General features: G+C 64.6%; 18 protein-coding genes and 1 pseudogene. 3 read left to right on the forward strand and 16 right to left on the reverse strand.

Annotation, left to right across the window (positions count from 1 at the left end; all coding sequences use genetic code 11):
* Positions 1 to 56: 56 nt before the first annotated feature.
* Both FJ953_RS26360 and FJ953_RS26365 read right to left on the reverse strand, forming a co-directional pair.
* Positions 57 to 1,004, reverse strand: a complete 948-nt coding sequence (locus FJ953_RS26360; RefSeq protein WP_140563928.1) for an LLM class flavin-dependent oxidoreductase — start codon at positions 1,002 to 1,004, stop codon at positions 57 to 59.
* A gap of 137 nt (positions 1,005 to 1,141) precedes the next feature.
* On the reverse strand, positions 1,142 to 1,297 hold the full coding sequence (locus FJ953_RS26365; RefSeq protein ID WP_140492547.1) for a hypothetical protein: 156 nt from the start codon (positions 1,295 to 1,297) through the stop codon (positions 1,142 to 1,144).
* A gap of 292 nt (positions 1,298 to 1,589) precedes the next feature.
* On the opposite strand from FJ953_RS26365, the gene FJ953_RS26370 reads away from it, so the two are divergent.
* Positions 1,590 to 2,357 carry an SDR family oxidoreductase gene (locus FJ953_RS26370; RefSeq protein WP_140492551.1) on the forward strand — a complete coding sequence of 256 codons (768 nt, stop codon included), beginning with the start codon at positions 1,590 to 1,592 and terminating at the stop codon, positions 2,355 to 2,357.
* A gap of 43 nt (positions 2,358 to 2,400) precedes the next feature.
* On the opposite strand, the gene FJ953_RS26375 is transcribed toward FJ953_RS26370, so the two are convergent.
* The 8 genes and pseudogenes from FJ953_RS26375 to FJ953_RS26410 all read right to left on the reverse strand — a co-directional run.
* The gene (locus FJ953_RS26375) at positions 2,401 to 3,345 is read right to left on the reverse strand and encodes an ABC transporter permease (protein ID WP_140524643.1); all 945 of its coding nucleotides are present in this window, start codon (positions 3,343 to 3,345) and stop codon (positions 2,401 to 2,403) included.
* Positions 3,342 to 4,397 (reverse strand): ABC transporter permease, encoded by a 1,056-nt coding sequence (locus FJ953_RS26380; protein ID WP_140513979.1) that lies wholly within the window; start codon positions 4,395 to 4,397, stop codon positions 3,342 to 3,344. The genes FJ953_RS26375 and FJ953_RS26380 overlap by 4 nt, the downstream gene beginning before the upstream one ends.
* On the reverse strand, positions 4,397 to 5,908 hold the full coding sequence (locus tag FJ953_RS26385; RefSeq protein WP_140625394.1) for an ABC transporter ATP-binding protein: 1,512 nt from the start codon (positions 5,906 to 5,908) through the stop codon (positions 4,397 to 4,399). The genes FJ953_RS26380 and FJ953_RS26385 overlap by 1 nt, the downstream gene beginning before the upstream one ends.
* A 164-nt stretch (positions 5,909 to 6,072) precedes the next feature.
* Positions 6,073 to 7,104 carry a BMP family protein gene (locus FJ953_RS26390; RefSeq protein WP_140625395.1) on the reverse strand — a complete coding sequence of 344 codons (1,032 nt, stop codon included), beginning with the start codon at positions 7,102 to 7,104 and terminating at the stop codon, positions 6,073 to 6,075.
* 150 nt (positions 7,105 to 7,254) lie between these two features.
* Positions 7,255 to 8,460: a 3-oxoadipyl-CoA thiolase gene (gene pcaF, locus FJ953_RS26395; protein WP_140554814.1), complete on the reverse strand. Its 1,206-nt coding sequence runs from the start codon at positions 8,458 to 8,460 to the stop codon at positions 7,255 to 7,257.
* Positions 8,461 to 8,658: 198 nt separating this feature from the next.
* Positions 8,659 to 9,957, reverse strand: a complete 1,299-nt coding sequence (locus tag FJ953_RS26400) for an FAD-binding oxidoreductase (protein ID WP_181165198.1) — start codon at positions 9,955 to 9,957, stop codon at positions 8,659 to 8,661.
* Between the two features lie 2 nt (positions 9,958 to 9,959).
* Positions 9,960 to 11,333: a glutamine synthetase family protein gene (locus FJ953_RS26405; RefSeq protein ID WP_140524685.1), complete on the reverse strand. Its 1,374-nt coding sequence runs from the start codon at positions 11,331 to 11,333 to the stop codon at positions 9,960 to 9,962.
* A 54-nt stretch (positions 11,334 to 11,387) separates the two neighbouring features.
* Positions 11,388 to 11,765, reverse strand: a pseudogene (locus FJ953_RS26410) (nucleotide disphospho-sugar-binding domain-containing protein); the annotation flags it as partial.
* A gap of 222 nt (positions 11,766 to 11,987) precedes the next feature.
* Between FJ953_RS26410 and FJ953_RS30625 the strand changes: the two are divergent.
* Positions 11,988 to 12,182, forward strand: coding sequence for a hypothetical protein (locus tag FJ953_RS30625; RefSeq protein WP_181167274.1), 195 nt, complete (start codon positions 11,988 to 11,990; stop codon positions 12,180 to 12,182).
* Positions 12,183 to 12,211: 29 nt separating this feature from the next.
* Here the strand turns inward: FJ953_RS30625 and FJ953_RS26420 are convergent, their stop codons facing one another.
* The 6 genes from FJ953_RS26420 to FJ953_RS26445 all read right to left on the reverse strand — a co-directional run bounded on the left by FJ953_RS26420 (position 12,212) and on the right by FJ953_RS26445 (position 18,032).
* The gene (locus tag FJ953_RS26420; RefSeq protein WP_140580186.1) at positions 12,212 to 12,907 is read right to left on the reverse strand and encodes a hypothetical protein; all 696 of its coding nucleotides are present in this window, start codon (positions 12,905 to 12,907) and stop codon (positions 12,212 to 12,214) included.
* Positions 12,908 to 13,232: 325 nt separating this feature from the next.
* On the reverse strand, positions 13,233 to 13,994 hold the full coding sequence (locus FJ953_RS26425) for a glucose 1-dehydrogenase (protein ID WP_140580185.1): 762 nt from the start codon (positions 13,992 to 13,994) through the stop codon (positions 13,233 to 13,235).
* 10 nt (positions 13,995 to 14,004) lie between these two features.
* Positions 14,005 to 14,817, reverse strand: coding sequence for an ABC transporter permease (locus tag FJ953_RS26430; protein WP_140625396.1), 813 nt, complete (start codon positions 14,815 to 14,817; stop codon positions 14,005 to 14,007).
* Positions 14,817 to 15,674, reverse strand: a complete 858-nt coding sequence (locus FJ953_RS26435) for an ABC transporter permease (protein WP_140524649.1) — start codon at positions 15,672 to 15,674, stop codon at positions 14,817 to 14,819. Before FJ953_RS26435 ends, FJ953_RS26430 begins: the two co-directional genes overlap by 1 nt.
* Positions 15,675 to 15,751: 77 nt before the next feature.
* Positions 15,752 to 16,915 (reverse strand): spermidine/putrescine ABC transporter substrate-binding protein, encoded by a 1,164-nt coding sequence (locus tag FJ953_RS26440; protein ID WP_140492580.1) that lies wholly within the window; start codon positions 16,913 to 16,915, stop codon positions 15,752 to 15,754.
* Positions 16,896 to 18,032, reverse strand: a complete 1,137-nt coding sequence (locus tag FJ953_RS26445) for an ABC transporter ATP-binding protein (RefSeq protein ID WP_140513973.1) — start codon at positions 18,030 to 18,032, stop codon at positions 16,896 to 16,898. Before FJ953_RS26445 ends, FJ953_RS26440 begins: the two co-directional genes overlap by 20 nt.
* A 119-nt stretch (positions 18,033 to 18,151) precedes the next feature.
* Here FJ953_RS26445 and FJ953_RS26450 point away from each other — a divergent pair, with 119 nt between their 5' ends.
* The gene (locus FJ953_RS26450; RefSeq protein WP_140513972.1) at positions 18,152 to 18,958 is read left to right on the forward strand and encodes a LuxR C-terminal-related transcriptional regulator; all 807 of its coding nucleotides are present in this window, start codon (positions 18,152 to 18,154) and stop codon (positions 18,956 to 18,958) included.
* Positions 18,959 to 18,977 lie beyond the last annotated feature (19 nt).

Genomic DNA, 18,977 nt, shown 5'->3' on the forward strand with positions numbered 1-18,977 from the left:
GTGGGCGACAAGTGATGGGACCGATCACTCCGAAATAAAAATTTCGTTTTCGCAGTTCAGCCCGTTGCCCGTGTTTCCAGTCCCGTGCGCTGCGCGAAAGCCCCATGCTGGAACTCGCCGCTTTCACGCCGCGCCAGCGAATTGCGCAGCAGCGCGATCGTCTCGCGGCCGACTGTCGCGATCTCGCGCGGCGTGTCGACACCGACGATCATGAATTCATCGATGCCGAGAGCCGCGTAAGCAAGCAGCGACAGGGCGGCCTGGGCCGGCGGACCGGAGACATCGACCGCCTTGTGCCCTGCCGAGGAAATTCCCCGGTGGATGCGGACCGGAAGGGCGAAGCGTAGTCTGGCGGCCCGGCCATGTTCGGCGGCGGCGCTGCGCACACGCTCCATCAACTGCCTGACATCGTCGATCGAACCGGGCGCCAGTTCGAAGACGTCGGCATGCCGGCCGGCCACTTTCAGTGCCGTGCCGGACTGCCCGCCCATGCGGATGACGAGGTCGGCACCATGAGGCCCCTTGCGCGGAACATAGCCGCCCTTGATGCTGTAGAACGCGCCTTCATGGTCGAAAGGCTGCTCGTTCGACCATAGCCGCTTCAACAGAACCAGATATTCGTCGATGCGCTGCCAGAGGACACCGTGTCCGACCGGACGCGCTTCGGCATCGTCGTCGCTTAACGGCTCGCTGATCATCCTGAGCGCCAGGCGGCCGCCGCTGCGGGCGTCGATCGAGGCAAGTTGCCGCGCCGCCACGGTCGGTTCGACCACGCCGGCCCAATGGGTGAGGACCACTTCCAGCGACGAGCTGCGGTCCAGCACCTGGGCGGCAAGATCCATATTGGTCAGCAGGCCGGCCGGATCGTCGACGACGAGGTTGCGGAAACCGCCATCCTCGATCAGCGCCAGCCTGGTCGCCGTCTCGGCAAAGTCGTAGAAAAAGGAAACTGCGCTATCGGCAGGATGGGTCTTGCCGGGCACATGCGTGAATTCGATCGGCATTGCCATCTCCTCCATCTCTGGAATCACGGATGCGGTCAAATACGAATCAATGGCGCACGCGAAAGCGCACCGCGATCCTGTTCATTCAACTCCGATTGCCTGAAGGCGGTGGGTCGTCAGTCTGGCCGGACCACGGCTCAGGGAATGAGGCCCAGAACAACAGCCCCGGTGAACACGAACGCAAGGGCAAAGACGACATAGGCGAAAGCACCGGCATAGGCCGGGCGGAAGCTCTGGGCATTGGCCAGCCTCTGGCCGCTGCTGCGGGTCTCGGTGTTCTGCATATAGGACATGTCGACCTCCGTCTCGCCGGTTAATCTATAAAAGTTGTAGACTTTGTCGATTGCTATTTTTCGGCCATGCGCAGAATTTTTTTCTAACAGCGCCGTGAGAACTGGCGCTGAGTTGCTGCAGAGCGGCATCGGCGTGATCGACGGACATGGCAGCGTCGGTTTCACTTCCGGCGCTCGACGGCACTTCACTTGCCGATCCATTCGTGCATTGGCCGCCCCGCGCGGGCAGGATAGCATCGCGGCAGAGCGACAATGCGAGATCGTCCAAAGGACATTTGGGAGGAGCAAGGAAATGGGAGCAAGACTGGCCGGCAAGGTCGCCATCGTTTCGGGCGGCGCGACGGGAATGGGCGGGGCGGCCTCGGAACTGTTCGCGGCGGAAGGCGCAAAGGTGGCGATCATCGACCGCAATGGCGAAGCGGCGGCAGCCACCGCCGCGGCGATCCGGGCGCGCGGCCAAATCGCGGAGCATTTTGTCGCCGACGTTTCCGACGAGGCGCAGGTCGAGGCGGCCGTGAAGGGCGCGGCCGAGAAGTTCGGCGCGGTTACCGTCCTGTTCAATCATGCCGGCACCATCGTGATAAAGCCGTTCCTGGAGACCAGCGTGCAGGAATGGGACTGGCTGCATGCCGTCAACGTGCGCTCGATGTTCCTGATGACCCGCGCCGTGCTGCCCGGCATGATCGCGGCCGGCGGCGGCTCGATCGTCTGCACCTCGTCGATCTCGGCGGTGGCGGCGACGCCGAACGAAGTGCTCTATGACACCACCAAGGGCGCCTGTCACATGTTCGCGCGCGCCATCGCCGTGGAATTCCGCGACCGCAACATCCGCTGCAACGCCGTCTGCCCCGGCTTCATCCGCACACCGCATGGGCTGCGCGAGGTCGCCGATCTGGGCAAGCTCGGCGTCGATGTCTCCGACGCGGCGCTGGCTGCGCAGCAGGGGCGGATCGGCGAACCGGAAGAGGTGGCAAAGGCGGCGCTGTACCTCGCCAGCGACGAATCGAGCTTCGTCAACGGGGCCCATCTGTTCGTCGACAATGGTTTTACCGCGATGTGAGGTGTCCCAAAGGTCCAGGGTCTTCGTCCCAAGCCCTACTCGTCTATCGTTCTTCCCGTCGAAACGGCTTCAGCAGCGCCGACGGCGCCACCGCGTTGCGCGACATCACCGCCATGGCGACGATGGTGAAGATGAAAGGCAGCATCAGGAACGCCTCGTAGGGAATATGCCCGAGACCACTCGCCTGCATGCGCAACTGCAAGGCATCGACAAAGGCGAATAGCAGCGCGGCGCCCGCCGAGCGCCACGGGTCCCAGCGGCCGAACACGACCAGGGCGATCGCCACCCAGCCGCGCCCCGAGACGACGCCGAAGGTGAAGGCGTTGAACTGCGCCATCGACAGAAAGGCGCCGGCCAGCCCCATCAGCGCCCCGCCGAGAATGACCGCCTGGAAGCGGGTGACAATGACGCTGACGCCGGCGGAGTCGGCGGCGCGCGGGTTTTCGCCGACCATGCGCACCGACAGCCCCCATGGCGTGCGGTAGAGCACGAAGGCGGCGATCGGGATGGCCAGGATCGCCATGTAGACCAGCGCGAACTGGTTGAACACCGCCGGCCCAAGCACGGGAATCTCGGAGAGGACCGGGATCGGCAGCGTCTGAAAACCCTTGATGCTCGGCGGCACCGATTGCTGGCCGAAGATCAGCCGGTAGAGGAAATAGGCCAGACCCGACGCAAGCAGCGTCACGCCGATGCCGCAGACATGCTGGCTTAAGCCCAGCGCCACCGTGAACAGCGCATGCAGCGCCCCCATCAGCATGCCGGTCAGCACCGCCGCCAGGACGCCCAGCCACAGGTTGCCGCTGAGGCTGGCGGCGGTGAAGCCGGCCATTGCCGACAACAGCATGATGCCTTCGATGCCGAGATTGAGCACGCCGGCGCGCTCGGAGAACATTTCGCCAAGCGTGGCGAAAGCCAAGGGCGTGGCGATGCGGATGATGGCGGCCAAGAAGCCGACCTGGAAGATCTGTTCGAACACCGCGCTCATTGGGCGGCTCCGACGCGGCGGATGCGATAGGCGGTGAACAGCAGCGCCACCAGCATGGCAAGCAGTGCCGTGCCCTGGATGACATCGCTGAGGAAGGCCGGCACGCCGGTCGCGCGCGACATCGCCTCGGCGCCGGTCATCACGGCAGCCAGGAAGATTGCCGCCGGCACCACGCCGAGCGGGTTGAGCCGCGCCAGCATTGCAACGACGATGCCGGAATAACCGTAGCCCGGCGAGATGTCGCTCATCACCTGAAAATGCACGCCGCCAACCTCGCCGACGCCGGCGAGCCCGGCTAGCGCACCGGACAGCAACGCCGTCGAGAGCAGCACCCGCTGGACATTGATGCCGCCATATCTGGCCGCTTCCGGATTTTCGCCGGTGACCCGGATCCGGAAGCCGAGCGTGGTGCGCACGATCAGGAACCAGATCAGCGGTGCCGCGATAAGCGCCACGATGACGCCGAGATGCAGCCGCGTGCCCTCGATCAGCACCGGAAAATTGGCCGAATCCTCAATCGGAGGCGAGATCGGATAGCCACTGAAACTATCCTTCCATGGCCCTTCGATCAGCGCCATCAGCGCGTAATAGATGACCGAATTGAGCAGCAGCGAACTGACGACGTCGTCGACCTTGAATTTCACCCGCAGCGTTGCCGGCACGAGCGCGACGGCTGCACCGGCCGCGGCGCCTGCCACTGCCATCAAAAGCATGGCGAGCGGTCCCGGCATCGGAATCGCGCCGACGAAGCAGCTCGCCACCGCGCCGGCAAGCAGTTGCCCTTCGGCGCCGATGTTCCAGAATTTGGCGCGGAAGGCGACAGCCACCGCCAGCCCGGTGAAGATCATGGGCGCGGCGCGCACCAGCGTTTCGGTGATCGCATAGCTGTCGCCGAGCGAAGCCGTGAACATAACGCCGTAGGATTCGAGCACGCCGGCGCCGGCCAGCGCGATCAGGCCGCTGCACAGCACCAGCGCGGCACCGATCGCCAGCAGCGGCAATGCGAGGTTGAACCAGGCTGGCGTCGAGCTGCGGACTTCGAGGCGGAACATCAGCTATGGCCCTCCGCCCCGGTCATCAGCAGCCCCAGCCGTGCGATCGTCGCCTCGGCGCTGGGAAGCGTGCCGGCGATGCGGCCCTCATACATCACCGCGATGCGGTCGCAGAGCACGAGCAACTCTTCCAGATCCTCGCCGATGACGATGATGCCGCAGCCCTTGGCGCGCATGTGGAGGAATTTTTCATGGATGAAGCGGGCGGCTCCGATGTCGAGGCCGCGCGTCGGCTGCGAGACGATAAGCACCTTCGGATCGAAGGCGAGCTCGCGCGCCAAAAGCGCCTTCTGCAGATTGCCGCCGGACAGGGCGCCGGCGCGCGTCATCGGCCCGGGGCATCTGATATCATAGGCCTTGATCTGCGCCTCGGCGAAGGCGCGGATCGCATCCGGCTTGAGCAGGCCCTTGCTGCTGAAAGCGGCGGTGCCGATGCGCGGCAGCACCATGGAATCGGCGAGCGGCAAATTGGTGACCAGTCCCGTCGTCATGCGGTCTTCCGGGATGCGGCCAAGGCCCAGCGCCTGCACCTCGCGCGGCGAGAAGCGAGACACTTTCTGTCCCGCAATCGTCATCAGGCCGGCATCCGGGGCTCGCACGCCCGAGATCACCTCCGCCAGTGCCCGCTGGCCATTGCCGGAGACACCGGCAATGCCGAGGATCTCGCCGGCGCGCACGGAAAGCGACACATCGCGCAGCGGCGTGCCCGAATGGCTCGAGGTGGAAATGCCGTCGAGAGTGAGCACCGCTGCCCCCGGCGTCGACGGCCCCTTGGCCGGCGGCACGATCTCGTGGCCGCACATCAGTCGCGCCATTTCCGCCGACGTGGTGTTGGCCGGATCGTCGACGCGGCCGGCGACGCGGCCATGCCGCAGCACCGTGCAGCGATGGGTGAGCGCGCGCACCTCGTTGAGCTTGTGCGAGATGAAGATGATGCCCAGGCCCTGCGCCGCCATCGACCGCAAGGCCGAAAACAGCCCGTCGACTTCGCTCGGCGCCAGCACCGCGGTCGGCTCGTCAAGGATCAGCAGTTTTGCGCCGCGAAACAGCGCCTTGACGATCTCGAGACGTTGCTGCTCGCCGACAGACAGCGCCGAGACCGGCAGGCTGGGATCGAGCGTCAGCCCGTGCTGGCGGCTGATTTCAGCCAACCGCGCCAGTCCGCCGGCGCGGTCGATCCGCCCGGATTTGCCTGGTATGCCGATAAGCAGGTTTTCCAGCACCGTAAGCCGTGGCGCCAGGTGAAAATGCTGGTGCACCATGCCGATGCCCGCGGCCAGCGCATCGGCCGAACTGGTGATCCGCACCTTCCGGCCCTGGATGAGGATCTCGCCGGCGTCGGGCGCATAGGCGCCGAACAGCACGTTCATCAGCGTCGTCTTGCCGGCGCCGTTCTCGCCCAGCAAGCCGAGGATCTCGCCGGGCGCCACGCTGAGGTCGACGGCTTCGTTCGCCTTGACGGCGCCGAAACTCTTGGTGATGCCGTGCATTTCGATGAGTGGGGCGGGCAAGGGCGCTCCTGCGGAGATGGCTCTGCTTCACCCTCCCCCTTGTGGGGAGGGTTGGTTTGCGATCGCAGCGAAGCGAAGATCGTAAGACGGGGGTGCGGCGCCGAAGACCCCACCCCGCTCCGCTTCGCGGATCGACCCTCCCTACAAGCGGGAGGGTGAGAAACTCAATCCGAAACCGGTGTGTTCTCGTCCACGTCGACGCGGAAATTGCCTTCAAGGATTTCGGCCTTCTTCTTCTCGACCATGTCCTTGACCTCGGCCGGCAGCGTCTTGTCGAACTTATGGTAGGGCGCCAGGTGAGAACCGCCCTTGGCCATGCGCGAGAAATCGCCATAGTCCTGCGCCGTGAAGACGCCGGCCTTGACCAGTTTTATGGCTTGTTCGACGGTGGGATACATATCCCAGACCGGGCCGGTAATGACGGTGTCGGGGCCAAGGCTCGACTGGTCGGACATATTGGAGATGGCGTAGATCTTTTTCTCCACCGCCGCTTCGATGACACCGAAGCGCTCGGCATAGATGACGTCGACGCCGGCGTCGATCTGAGCGACGGCCGCCTCCTTGGCCTTGGGAGGATCAAAGAAGGAACCGATGAAGGCGACCTTCTTCTTGATGTTCGGATTGACCTCCTTGGCGCCGGCGAAGAAGGCGTTGACCAGCCGGTTCACTTCCGGAATGCCCATCGCCGCGACGGCGCCGACCGTGCCCGACTTCGACATCTTGCCGGCGATCATGCCGGAGAGATAGGCGGGCTCGTGGATCCAATTGTCGAAGACGCCGAAATTGGGCTCCGCCGGCCCGGCGCCGGAGCCGAACAGAAAAGCAGTCTTCGGGAACTGCTTGGCGGTACGGCGCGATTCACGCTCGGCGGCGAAGGCATCGCCCAGCACCAGTTCATAGCCGCCCTGTGCATATTCGCGCATGACGCGGCTGAAGTCGGCGGTCTGCACCTTCTCCGACCATTTATACTCGATGCCGAGTTCCTTCTCGGCCTTCTGCAAAGCGACATGGATCTGATTGTCCCACGGCTCCTCGATGGGCGTGGCGAAGATCGCCGCTACTTTCAGCTTCTTGTCCTTGGCGAAGGCGCCGCCCGGCAGCATCGCGGCGGCCAGGCCAAGCGCGCCCAGCTCCAGCACGTTGCGCCGCGAAAGGCCTTCGCGCGTTGAATGAGATTTGTTCTTCCGGTTTTCCATTGCAGTCCCCTCTGTTCGACAGCCGTGTCGAGCCGGCCGTTCTAAAAATCAGACGAGGAACTATGGAACGGGTCCGGACTTTTGTCCACATGGTCAAATTTGGCAGATCGATCATATCCACTCTCCTGGACTAGCCGGGAGAGCGGTTGTTCAGACCCGTTCGAGCACGATGGCGATGCCTTGGCCGACGCCGATGCACATGGTCGCCAGCGCATAGCGGCCGCCGCGTTCGCGCAGCTCCAGCGCCGCCGTGCCGGAGATGCGCGCGCCCGACATGCCCAAGGGGTGGCCGAGCGCTATGGCGCCGCCATTCGGGTTGACGTGCGGCGCATCCACCGCGATGCCGAGCTGGCGCAGCACTGCGATGCCTTGCGAGGCGAAGGCTTCGTTGAGCTCGATGACATCGAACTGTTTTGGCGTCAGGCCAAGCCGTGCGCACAGTTTTTGCGTCGCCGGCGCCGGGCCGATGCCCATGATGCGCGGCGCGACGCCGACGGCGGCCCCGCCGAGGATGCGGGCGATCGGCGTCAGGCCGTATTTCCTGGCCGCCGCTTCCGAAGCGACGATCAGCGCCGCCGCCCCGTCATTGACGCCCGAGGCATTGCCGGCGGTCACCGTGCCGCCTTGCCGGAACGGCGTCGGCAGCTTGGCCAAGGCCTCTATCGTGGTGCCAGCGCGGGGGTGCTCGTCCTTCGAGACGACAACCGGATCGCCCTTGCGCTGCGGAATGGTCACCGCGGTTATTTCCTTGGCCAGCCGGCCATTGGACTGCGCGGCGACGGCCTTGTCCTGGCTGCGCACCGCGAAAGCGTCCTGGTCCGCGCGGGAAACCGAAAAATCCTCGGCGACATTTTCGCCCGTCTCCGGCATGGAATCGACGCCATACTGACTCTTCATCAGCGGGTTGACGAAGCGCCAGCCGATCGTGGTGTCGTAGATCTCGGCATTGCGTGAAAACGCCGTCTCGGCCTTGGGCATGACGAAGGGCGCCCGGCTCATCGATTCGACGCCGCCCGCGATCATCAGCTCGGCCTCGCCGGCCTTGATTGCACGGGCGGCGATGGTCAGCGCATCCATGCCCGAGCCGCACAGGCGGTTGACGGTCGAGCCGGGGATTTCCTTCGGCAGGCCGGCCAGCAGCAGCGCCATGCGCGCCACGTTGCGGTTGTCCTCGCCGGCCTGGTTGGCGCAACCGTAGACAACGTCGTCGACCGCCTGCCAGTCGACGCCGGCATTGCGCTCGATCAGTGCCTTCAGCGGAATGGCGCCGAGGTCGTCGGCGCGTACCGAGGACAGCGAGCCGCCAAAGCGGCCGATCGGCGTGCGGATATAGTCGCAGATATAGGCTTCGGCCATGTCAGTCAGCTCTCCCGTTTCCCTCATGCGCCGCCTTGGTGCGACGCGTGCAGGTCGCGCAATGTCGTAGCTCGGTTCGCTTGGCGCCGGCATTTCGTCAAGCGCCTGCGCGAACTTAACCACCCAGCCACAGCTCTCCTGCCCTGCTGGCGAATCACGCTTGGATGCAGCGCCACGATCAGCCGGTTGGCCGCGAGCTCAATGCTTCATCCGATCCCTCATCGCATACCACAGCATTCCCAGCACATAGAGCGGCCCGCGCAGCGCCGTGCCTCCGGGGAAGGGCATCGGGGTCAGCGTCGAGAACAGGTCCAGCCGCGAGGCGTCGCCGGTGATGGCTTCGGCGAGCAGCTTGCCCGACAGGGTCGACAGGATGACGCCCTTGCCGGAATAGCCGTGCGCGTAATAGACCTCGCCATAGTGCCCGACATGCGGCAGTCGCGACGTCGTCACCGACACCAGCCCACCCCAGGCATGGTCGATCCGGCAGCCCTTGAGCTGCGGGAAGGTGCCTTCCATGTGCGGCCGCACGAAACCGGCAATATCGGCCGGCGGCGACGGCGTGTAGCGCTCGCCGCCGCCGAACAGCAGGCGACCGTCGGCCGACATGCGGTAATAGTTGACGACGAAGCGCGTGTCCGACACCGCGACATTGGCAGGAATGACGTTGCGGGAGCCCTCCAGCGGCTCGGTGGCGACGATGTAGTTGCCGACCGGCATGATGCGGCTGTTGACGCGCGGCTCCAGCCCATTGAGCAGCGCGTCGCCAGCCAGCACGACATGCTTTGCGCGCACCGATCCTTTTGACGTCGAGACCCGGATCGAAGGCTCGCGCTCAAGCCGCACGGCCACCGAATTCTCGTGGATGACGACGCCGGCCGCGCTTGCAGCGCGGGCAAGCCCGAGCGTGTAATTCAAGGGATGCATGTGGCCGCCGAGCGGCTCGTACATCGCGCCGTGATAGGGCGTGTCGACCTTGGCCCGGGCCTGCGCCGCCGACAGGATCTCGAGGTCGCGGAATTTCATCACGCTCTCGAGGCATTTCGCCTCTTCCTCCAAATCCCTGAGATCGGAGCCGTTGACCGCGCCGACCAGATGGCCGGTCAGCCTGAGATCGCAGTCGATCGTATGGCGCTCGATAATGTCGAGCACCAGGCTGCGCGCCTCGAAGGCGAGATCGAACAGCGCCTTTGCCCGTTCAGGCCCATAAAGCTTGACCAGGCCCTTGGCGCCCTTGCGCAGGCCGGGGATCATCTGGCCGCCATTGCGGCCCGAAGCGCCCCAGCCAATCTTGCCGCCTTCCAGCAGCACCACCTTCAAGCCGCGTTCGGCGGCGTGAAGAGCGGCCGACAGACCGGTGCAGCCGCCGCCGACGACCACCAGGTCGGCCTCGACATCGCCGATAAGTGCCGGATGGTCCGGCGCCGGATTGGCGGTGGCGACATAGTAGGACTTGCCGATGTCGAGACCGGAATTGAAACCCGTTGAAGATGCCATGATCACACCTTCAAGAGCAGGTGGTCGCGTTCCCAGCTCGTCACCACGCTCTGGAACAGGTCGAGCTCGACGCTTTTCACGCGCAAATAGGTCTGGAAGAAGTCCTCGCCGAGCAGTTTGCGCACCGGTTCACAGGCCTCGAAACGATCCAGCGCCTCCTCCATCGTTTTCGGCAGCGTGCTCTTGATCTTGTAGGCATTTCCGGATGCTTCCGCCGAGCGCGCCAGCTTCTGTTCGACGCCCAGATAGCCCGCCAGAAGCGAGCCGGCGATCGCCAGATACGGATTGCAATCGGCACCCGGCAGCCGGTTCTCCACCCGCCGCGCGGCGCGCCCGCCGGCCGGCACGCGCAGGCCGCAGGAGCGGTTGTCATGCGACCATTCGATGTTGGCCGGCGCACTGTGGTTCGGTCTAACGCGCCGGAACGAATTCACGTTGGGCGCGAACAGCGGCATGATTTCGGGAATGTATTTTTGCAGGCCGCCGATGAAATAACCGAACATCGCGGTATCGGCATCATCGCTGCCGGCAAACAACGTGTTGCCGGCCTCGTCGATGACTGACATGTGCAGATGCATCGAGCTGCCGGCCTGTGCGGCGATCGGCTTGGCCATGAAGGTCGCATACATGCCGTCTTGCTGGGCGGCCTGGCGCGTCAGCCGTTTGAACAGCAGCACCTTGTCGGCCAGCGGCAGCGCGTCGCCATGCAGGAAGTTGATCTCCAACTGCCCCGGTCCCGATTCATGAATCAGCGTATCGAGCGGCAGTCCGGCCGCCTCCGCATAGTCATAGACGCGCCGGACCACCGGTTCATATTCCTCGAGCGCCGCCATGTCATAGGGATGCTGCACGGCCTCGGCGCGGCCATTGCCGCCGGTCGGCGCGGTCAGCGGCTTGTCGGGATCGGGATTGGGCGCGGTCAGGTAGAATTCGAGCTCCGGCGCCACTACCGCCCGCCAGCCGCGCTGCCGGTAGAGATCGAGCACGGCGCGCAGAACATGGCGCGGCGAGGCCATCCATGGCCGGCCGTCCATGTGGAAGGCGTCGGCGAAGACGTAGGCCTTGCCAGCGCCGGCGCCCGGCGCCAGGCAAAGCGTCGAGACATCGGGCACCATGCGCATGTCGGGGTCCGAATACGCAAAACCCTCGTCGATGGAACCGGAATAGCGCCCGTCTATGCTGACCAGGAAGGCGCTGCTCGGCAGATAAAGCGCGCGGTCTTCCAGCGCCGTGAGGAATTTTGCCGTCGGCAGCGCCTTGCCGCGCAGCACGCCGTTCATGTCGGGCACCAGGCATTCGACCTCGTTGATGCCGTGCTGCGCCAACCATGCCTTGGGATCGCTGAAGGGCGCGGTATTCGTGTTCTTCTCAAGCATTTCGTTCAAGTCCGTATCAGAGAGAGTATGGCTTGCGCGGCCACGTTCTGGGTGTCAGCGCCATCTGGCTGCATTTCCCTTGAGGCGGGCGCGCATGGCGTGGTCGGCCAGCAGGCCGGGAATGGCTCTCTCCAATCCTCCTTCGGTCCAGCCGTCACGGCCGATATGATCGCCGGTGCCGGTCTCTTCGGCGCGAGGTGCATTGTCGTGGCCGTCCCGGCAATAGGGCATGATCAGCGACGCCACACAGAAGCGCAACGCCTCGCAAAAGCCGGTGTTGCCGCCGTGGTGGATGAACAAATCCAACTTCGCCACCGCCGAGGACTGCGGAAACCAGGCGCCGAGATAGACATTGTCGGGCACCGCTCGGTAAGCGTCGCGCAGGCCGCCGACATTGACGATGAAGCGCGCCGGCAGCTTGTCGGCAAAGACGCCGGAAAGGCCGGCATGGAAGATGAAGGCGGGGCCCCGCACGGCCCGCGCGATGCCGACGCAATTCAGCGCCGCGCCGAAGCCTGCTTCGGGGAACAGCGCGATGGTCGGGCTGACTTTACGCGTCAATTATTTCCTCTTCATTCCGGCCGGCTGATCATGCCGAACGGCGCGGGAGCGCCGCGGCCGGCCGCTTGCGGTCGCAGTTTGCGAGAGCCGCAGATGGACGCGAAGCAGATCGGCAGTAACCTAATACTGCCGGCTTTCGAGCTGGTCGAGTGCTTTCAGACGTTCGCGCAGCGATTGCCGCAGCCGAAAGACATTGGCGGCCACCGGTATAGATGCCGACAGCCGCCGCAGCTTAAGGTGATCGGACAACGCATCGGCCACGAAGCGATTGGCCGCAAACACGTGTGAGGCCGGCTGCCCCGTTGTCGCTGGCGATGCTACGGCGTCGGTTGCATGGCAGCGGCCGTCTCGTCGATCTTGCCGGCAAGGACGCCTTGGGCCCAAGCGGTGACCTCGGCGTCGACGGGCTTGTTGGCCATATCGGTCAACGCCGCGTCGAGTGCGGCCGGGTCGGTGCCGACCGCCGCCGCGTCGACCACTTCCTGCTGGGCGTCGATCTGGTCCTGCAGAGCCGATATCTGTCCAGGCAGGGCCGCCTGCTCCTCGGGGGTCATGGCGGCGATCTGGTCCGGCGTCAGCGACGTCAGCGCGTCCAGCTGTGAATTCAGGACGTCCAGCTGGGTTTGTGCGACCTTGGCTTTTGCCGACTGCGTCACGAAAGCCTGAAGCGCAGCGAATTTCCTGCTCTTGGAATTCATATAGGCGTTGACGTTGCGCTGGAGCGAGTTCAGCCGGCCGAGCTTGGCGTGGAGGTTCTTTTCCTTGGGCAGGGACGAAACCTTTGTCTTCGTATCGACCGTGATCGTTGCGTCCCTTGTCGCCTTGGCTACCTGCCCGCGGGCCGACGAGGACTTACCGTGCGTAGCGCCGCTGTTGCCGTGGGCGCCACCATTGCCATTGCCGCCGCTGTGACCACCACCATGGCCTCCGCCGTGTCCATTGCCGGCCAGTGCCGGAGACGCCAGAAGCGCCAGTGCGGCTAGCGCCGCCAACACAGTTTTCCGGTTTGTCATGTCAGTCTCCTGGGGAAACGCCGCTCTGCGCCCGCTGCTATGGTAAGTTCGTATGAGAAGCCGCTAATTATGCGCAGTAAACTTTAGACAAAGACTGTCTCAATAAGAGAGAAGGGGCAACCTGTCGGTACGGCAACTGATTGATATCCAACAGAAATCGACGTTTTTGAACGGCTGTGGTACTGAAGTCCCATGCCGGTCGGACCATGGTCCGAACTGTCGGTCAGAGTTGATTTCGGCGCTGCCGGCCGGCGCCGCGGCTCTGGCCCAGAACGCGCAGGCGACGGCGCTTTTCACCAATCGGCCGAAGGCCCAGACGGCTGATTCAGCCGATGCTTTCGCCACCGTCGATCACCAACGCCTGGCCGGTCATGAAGGATGACCGATCGGACACGAGGAAGAGGATCGCCTCGGCGATCTCCTCGGCGCTGGCCCAGCGGCCCATCGGGATCTTGGTGCGGACATAGGCTTCGATTGCCTCGCGTCCGCCCATCTGGGCGATGAACGGTCCATTGAACGGCGTGTCGACCCAGCCGGGGCAGAGCGCGTTGACGCGCACATTGTGGCGGGCATAGTCGAGCGACATCTGCCTGGTCATCGCCACCACGGCATGTTTCGAGGTCGCATAGGCGATCATCTCGCGGTCGTAGAACACGCCTGAATTCGAAGCCGTATTAAGGATGACGCCGCCGCCCTGCGCGACCATCGATGGCATGACGATCCTTGCCGCCAGGAACTGCGCCCGCACATTGACCCGCCAGGAGGCATCCATGCCGCCGACCTCGACCTCGGTCAGCGTGCCGCCGACCTGGATGCCGGCATGATTGTGCAGGATGTCGATGCGCCCATGCCGGTTGAGCGTGCCGGCAAGGAGCTGCTCGACCGCATTGTCGTCCGAGACGTCGGTGGCGACCGCCTCCGCCCGGCCGCCCGCGGCGCGTATATCCGAAGCCGTCGCCTCGCCGCTGGTCCGATCCCTGTCCGCGATGACGACCACCGCGCCTTCCCTGGCCATGATCATGGCGCCGGCGCGCCCGATGCCGGAACCGGCGCCTGTCACCACGGCGATGCGGTCTTCGAGGATCATGATGCGACCTTTAGTTTGACGGCTTGCGCTGGCGCAGCTGCCATTGGGCAAGCACCACGAGCAGGACGGAGGCGACGAGCACGATCGTCGCGATGGCATTGATCTCCGGCGTCACCCCGCGCCGGATCGACGCAAAGACATAGATCGGCAGCGTCGTCTGCGCGCCGGCGACGAAGAAGGCGACGATGAAATCGTCGAAGGAGAAGGTGAAGGCGAGCAGGAAGCCGGCGACCACCGCCGGCAAGATCTGCGGCAGGACGATGGAACGGAACGTCGTCAGCGGCGTGGCGTAGAGATCGCTGGATGCCTCGACCAAGTTGCGATCAAGGCTGCCCAGCCGCGTGCCGACGATCATCGTCACCAGCGCCATCGAAAACAGGCCGTGCGCGGCGATGATCGAACCATAGCCGAGCGACAGGCGCGGCGGCTGATCGTCCGGCCAGATCGAGGCGAGGAACGGATTGACGACGGCGAACAGCTGGACGAGTGCGACCAGTGTCGAAATGCCGATGACGACGCCGGGAACGACGATTGCGGCTCCAAGCAAGGCGTCGAAGACGGCGCGGGTCCGCACCCCGACGCGTGCCAGGCCGAGCGCGGCCGCGGTGCCGAACACCGCCGCCAGCAAGGCGCTGGTGGTGGCGATGAACAGGCTGTTCTTCAGCGCCTCGACCAGGAATGGGTTCGCCAGCGCCTTGCCGTACCATTGCACCGAAAAACCGGTGAACTCGCTGGCGTGGTGACCGGCGTTGAAGGAGAACAGCACGACCAGTGCGATCGGCAGGTAGAGGAAGACGAAGACGGCAATGACGAAGGCGCGCATCAGATCAGATCCACCCGGCGGGCGCCCGAGACGCGGGTCGAGATGCGGTTGGCGGCAATCAGCACCACGACCGAGACCAGCACCAGCGTGATCGCGATGGCCGATCCGAACGGCCAGTTGCGCGACTGCAGGAACAGGTCGACCAGCGCATTGCCGATGAAGAACACCTTGCCGCCGCCAAGCAGCGTCGGAATCAGGTATTCGCCGAGCAGCAGGATCATCACCAGCGAGAAGCCGGTCATCACGCCGGGCAGCGACAGTTTCAAGGTCACGCCCAAGAAAGTGGAGAGCGGCGTCGCGCCGAGATCGGCGGAGGCCTCCAGCAGACGGCGATCGAGCCGCTCGAGGCTGACATAGATCGGCAGGATCATCAGCGGCAGATAGCCATAGACGATGCCGAGCAGGACGGCGCCCGGCGTGTTGATCAGCCTGACGTCCTCGATGCCGGCAAGCGCGAGCAGCGCCGGGATGCCGCGTCCACCCAAAATGTACATCCAGGCATAGGTACGCATCAAAAGGCTGGTCCAGAACGGTATGACGACCAGCGCGAGCAGGATCAACCGCCAGCGCTGCGGCGCCCGCAGGGCGAGGTAATAGGCGACGGGATAGGCCACGAGCAGACAGGCGAGCGCGCCCACCGGAGCCAGCACCATCGTGTTCCAGAACGCGGTCGCCCGCGCCGGAAGATTGGCATATTGCGCCAGGGTGAAGGCCGCCTGATAGCCGCCCTCCGGCGCCCGCTCGCCGACGCTGAAGACGGCGATGGCCATGAACGGCAGCACCAGGAACACGACGAGCCAGGCGGCCGCCGGCCCGAGCAGCATGGCCGTCAGCAGATTTTTGCGAATGCCGCGCATCGAAGGATTGCCCCGGTGCCGGCGGGTCTGGGCCCGCCGGTCAAGTTGTCTCGAATGGGATTTGTTGCCCGCCTGGCTCAAGCCGACTTGAAGCGCGCCATCAGCTCGGCGCGGCCCGGATCGGTCAGCGTTGCAGCAGCGCCGAATTCCAGCGGCGTCAACAGGTCGGCCGCCGGATAGAGGATCGGATTGTCCAGCACTTCCTTCGGCAGCAGCTTGTTGACGCGCGCGTCGGTCGAGGGCGCGCCGTTGGCGAGGTGTTCCTTGACCGCGACCTGCGGGTTCATCAAATAGTTGAGCAGGGCGTAGCCGGCCGGCTTGTTCGGCGCGTCCTTCGGGATGGCGTAGAAGTCGGTCCAGATCTCGCCGCCTTCCTTGCCCAGCACATAGGCGATCTCCGGAATGTCGCGATGGAGCTGCGCACCGTCATTGGTCCAGCACATCGTCATCCAGGCATCGCCCGCGCGCATGCCCGGCTGGTAGTCGGAAGACACCGCGAACAGATGCGGCTTGACCTTGAGCAGCAATTCCTCGGCCTTGGCGAGTTCGTCCTGCTTCAGCGAGTTGAAGGAGTAGCCGTAATATTTCAGCGCATTGCCGATGGTGGTCAGCTGATAGTCGTGCACCATAGTGCGGCCGTCGCCCTCGGTCATGGCGGTGTCCCAGAATTCCTTCCAGCTCGTCATCGGCTTGGTCAGCTTCTTGGTGTTGACGGCAAATCCTGTCGTGCCCCAATTCTTCGGCACGGCGTAGATCGTGCCGTCGATCGTGCCTTCCGAGGTGAAGCGCGGGTCTTCCTGCGTGCCGTCGAAATTCGGCAGCTTAGCCATGTCCAACGGCTCGATGATGCCGAGCTTCTTGTAGGTCGAGATGGTGTAATTGGTCGGCACGAACAGGCTCCAGCCCGACGCCCCGGCCTGCAATTTGGCCAGCATCTCCTCATTCGAGCCGAACACGTTGACCTCGACGGCCACGCCTGTGTCCTTCTTGAAATTCTCGAAGGTCTGCGGGTCGTGATAGTTGGGCCAGGTGGCAATCGACATGCGGTCGCCGAGGTTCTCGGCGGCAAAGGCCGGCGTCGGCATGATGCCGATCTCGCGCGCCATCACCGCCGTCGCGATGCCGAGGCCGGTGAGGCCAAGGAAGTCGCGGCGGCCGATCGAGCCGCGCTTGAGGCGCATTAGCTGGTCGACGAAATTCTCGGGGCTTATCGGCAGTCCGTCACGATATGATTTCGACATGTTTTTCTACCCTCTGGTTGGTCCCGTTGTTCTTTGGATCCGCGAACGCCAACGGCGTTCCGGCGGCAAAGCCGATGGCGACGGGTTCACCCGGCTTAAAGAGATTGCCCTGGCCGATCATGTGGTCGGCCTTGGCCAGCAGCGTTCCGATGCCCTGGACCTCGACTGCGTATTCCGCCGTGGAGCCCAGAAAGATCCGGTTGCGGACGATGCCCTTGAGCGGGCCGCTAGTCGGGCCACCGAGACTGAGCGATTCAGGACGCAGGCTGACCGAAACGGTTTCGCCCTGCCGCAAATCCACCCGCTTGCGCGCCGCGATGACGGTGCCATCGGCCAGCTTCACATCCACCAGATCGCCCGAATGCCCTGCGACGGCGCCGCTCAAGAGATTGGTCTTGCCGACGAAATCGGCGACGAACAGGTCGGCCGGTTCGTCATAAATCTCGCTCGGCTGCCCAAGCTGAACGATGCGGCCGCCATTCATGACGCAGACGAAATCGCTCATCGACAGCGCTTCCTCCTGGTCGTGGGTCACCAGCACGAAGGTGATGCCGATCTCGCGTTGCAGGTTCTGCAATTCGATCTGCATGTCGGTGCGCAGCTTCTTGTCGAGCGCCGCCAGCGGCTCGTCGAGCAGCAGCACCGCCGGTTTGTTGACCAGCGCGCGGGCGAGAGCGACACGCTGCTGCTGGCCGCCGGACAGTTCGTGGACCTTGCGGCCGCCATAACCGGCGAGTCGCACCATTTCCAGCGCTTTGCCTGCCCGCAGGCCGATCTCGCGCGACGACAGCCGCGGTCGTGCCTGGCGCAACCCGTAGGCGACATTGTCGTTCACGTCCAGATGCGGGAACAGTGCATATTGCTGGAACACCATGTTGACAGGCCGCCTGTAGGGCGGCGTGTCGGCCATGTCCTGGCCGCGGATGAGCACCTTGCCCTCGCTCGGCTGTTCGAAGCCGCCGATCATGCGCAGGCAGGTCGTCTTGCCGCAGCCGGATGGTCCGAGCAGGGCGACGAAGGCGGAGGGCGGCACGGCCAGATCGATGCCGCTGACCGCGGTCACCGCGCCATAGCGCTTGGTGACGCCGCGAAACTCGATGTCGGGCACTGCGGTCAAGGCTGCGGGCTCCAGCGACAGGACGATGCGATTTCGGGACGCTACCAGAGCCAATGGCAACTAGTATATACCTCGCAGGTGGTATATCTGACCTATTTTCTTGTTTAAGGGGGTATTGGATGTCCCGCAGCGACGACTACAGCCAGCTCGCCGCGCTGGTCGCGGCGACGCGGGAGACGAGCGGCGACGTCTTCGGCAGGGCGATGGTCGCTTGGCTGCGGCAGCACGTCGACTTCGATCATTGCGTGATCTTCGGCTACCGCGGCGCTGCCCGTCCGCCGTTGCTGTTCGAGACCTTCTCGTCGGCCGAGAGCCATGTCTTCGTCGCGCTCTATCAGGAAGGCCCATACCTGCTCGACCCGTTCCATCACGCGGCGGTCGAACGCAAGGAAGGGTTCTGGCGCATGCGCGAGCTGGCGCCCGACCGCTTCTACGCCAGCGAATATTTTCGCTCCTACTACAGCCAGACCAGGCTGGCCGAGGAGGTCGGCTTCTTCGTACCGCTGCCGGGCAAGGATGCGCTGGTGCTGTCGCTGATGCGGTTGCGCGCTTCAGGTCCGTTCGGGACCGCCGACGCCAGACTGCTGCGCGACATGGCGCCGGCGGTGGTCGCCTTCGCCCGATTGCGCTGGCCCGCCCTTCCCGCCGACGAGCCGGCCGAGGCCGGGCAAGACGATGCATTGGCGGCGGTCAACGAGTTCGATCGCGCCCATATCTGGAAGAGCCTGTCCCTGACGCCGCGCGAAAAGCATGTCGTCGATCTGGTGCTGCAAGGGCATTCCACCGAATCAATCGCCCGGGCCATGCGCATCGTGCCGGGGACGGTGAAGGTCCATCGCCGCAACATCTATCGCAAGCTCAAGATCAAGTCGCAGGCCGGTCTCTTCGCTCGCTTCGTCGAAATCATCGACGCGCGGATAAGATAAGTCCAACGGCCTTCGACCA

It is taken from the genome of Mesorhizobium sp. B2-3-6 (assembly GCF_006442305.1).
Lineage (GTDB): Bacteria > Pseudomonadota > Alphaproteobacteria > Rhizobiales > Rhizobiaceae > Mesorhizobium.

Bases quoted from the DNA above. Each gene is read 5' to 3' on its own strand.
- FJ953_RS26360 (WP_140563928.1), bottom strand. From the start codon at position 1,004: ATGCCGATCGAATTCACGCATGTGCCCGGCAAGACCCATCCTGCCGAT.
- FJ953_RS26365 (WP_140492547.1), bottom strand. From the start codon at position 1,297: ATGTCCTATATGCAGAACACCGAGACCCGCAGCAGCGGCCAGAGGCTG.
- FJ953_RS26370 (WP_140492551.1), top strand. From the start codon at position 1,590: ATGGGAGCAAGACTGGCCGGCAAGGTCGCCATCGTTTCGGGCGGCGCG.
- FJ953_RS26375 (WP_140524643.1), bottom strand. From the start codon at position 3,345: ATGAGCGCGGTGTTCGAACAGATCTTCCAGGTCGGCTTCTTGGCCGCC.
- FJ953_RS26380 (WP_140513979.1), bottom strand. From the start codon at position 4,397: ATGTTCCGCCTCGAAGTCCGCAGCTCGACGCCAGCCTGGTTCAACCTC.
- FJ953_RS26390 (WP_140625395.1), bottom strand. From the start codon at position 7,104: ATGGAAAACCGGAAGAACAAATCTCATTCAACGCGCGAAGGCCTTTCG.
- pcaF (WP_140554814.1), bottom strand. From the start codon at position 8,460: ATGGCCGAAGCCTATATCTGCGACTATATCCGCACGCCGATCGGCCGC.
- FJ953_RS26400 (WP_181165198.1), bottom strand. From the start codon at position 9,957: ATGGCATCTTCAACGGGTTTCAATTCCGGTCTCGACATCGGCAAGTCC.
- FJ953_RS26405 (WP_140524685.1), bottom strand. From the start codon at position 11,333: ATGCTTGAGAAGAACACGAATACCGCGCCCTTCAGCGATCCCAAGGCA.
- FJ953_RS30625 (WP_181167274.1), top strand. From the start codon at position 11,988: ATGGACGCGAAGCAGATCGGCAGTAACCTAATACTGCCGGCTTTCGAG.
- FJ953_RS26420 (WP_140580186.1), bottom strand. From the start codon at position 12,907: ATGACAAACCGGAAAACTGTGTTGGCGGCGCTAGCCGCACTGGCGCTT.
- FJ953_RS26425 (WP_140580185.1), bottom strand. From the start codon at position 13,994: ATGATCCTCGAAGACCGCATCGCCGTGGTGACAGGCGCCGGTTCCGGC.
- FJ953_RS26430 (WP_140625396.1), bottom strand. From the start codon at position 14,817: ATGCGCGCCTTCGTCATTGCCGTCTTCGTCTTCCTCTACCTGCCGATC.
- FJ953_RS26435 (WP_140524649.1), bottom strand. From the start codon at position 15,674: ATGCGCGGCATTCGCAAAAATCTGCTGACGGCCATGCTGCTCGGGCCG.
- FJ953_RS26440 (WP_140492580.1), bottom strand. From the start codon at position 16,915: ATGTCGAAATCATATCGTGACGGACTGCCGATAAGCCCCGAGAATTTC.
- FJ953_RS26450 (WP_140513972.1), top strand. From the start codon at position 18,152: ATGTCCCGCAGCGACGACTACAGCCAGCTCGCCGCGCTGGTCGCGGCG.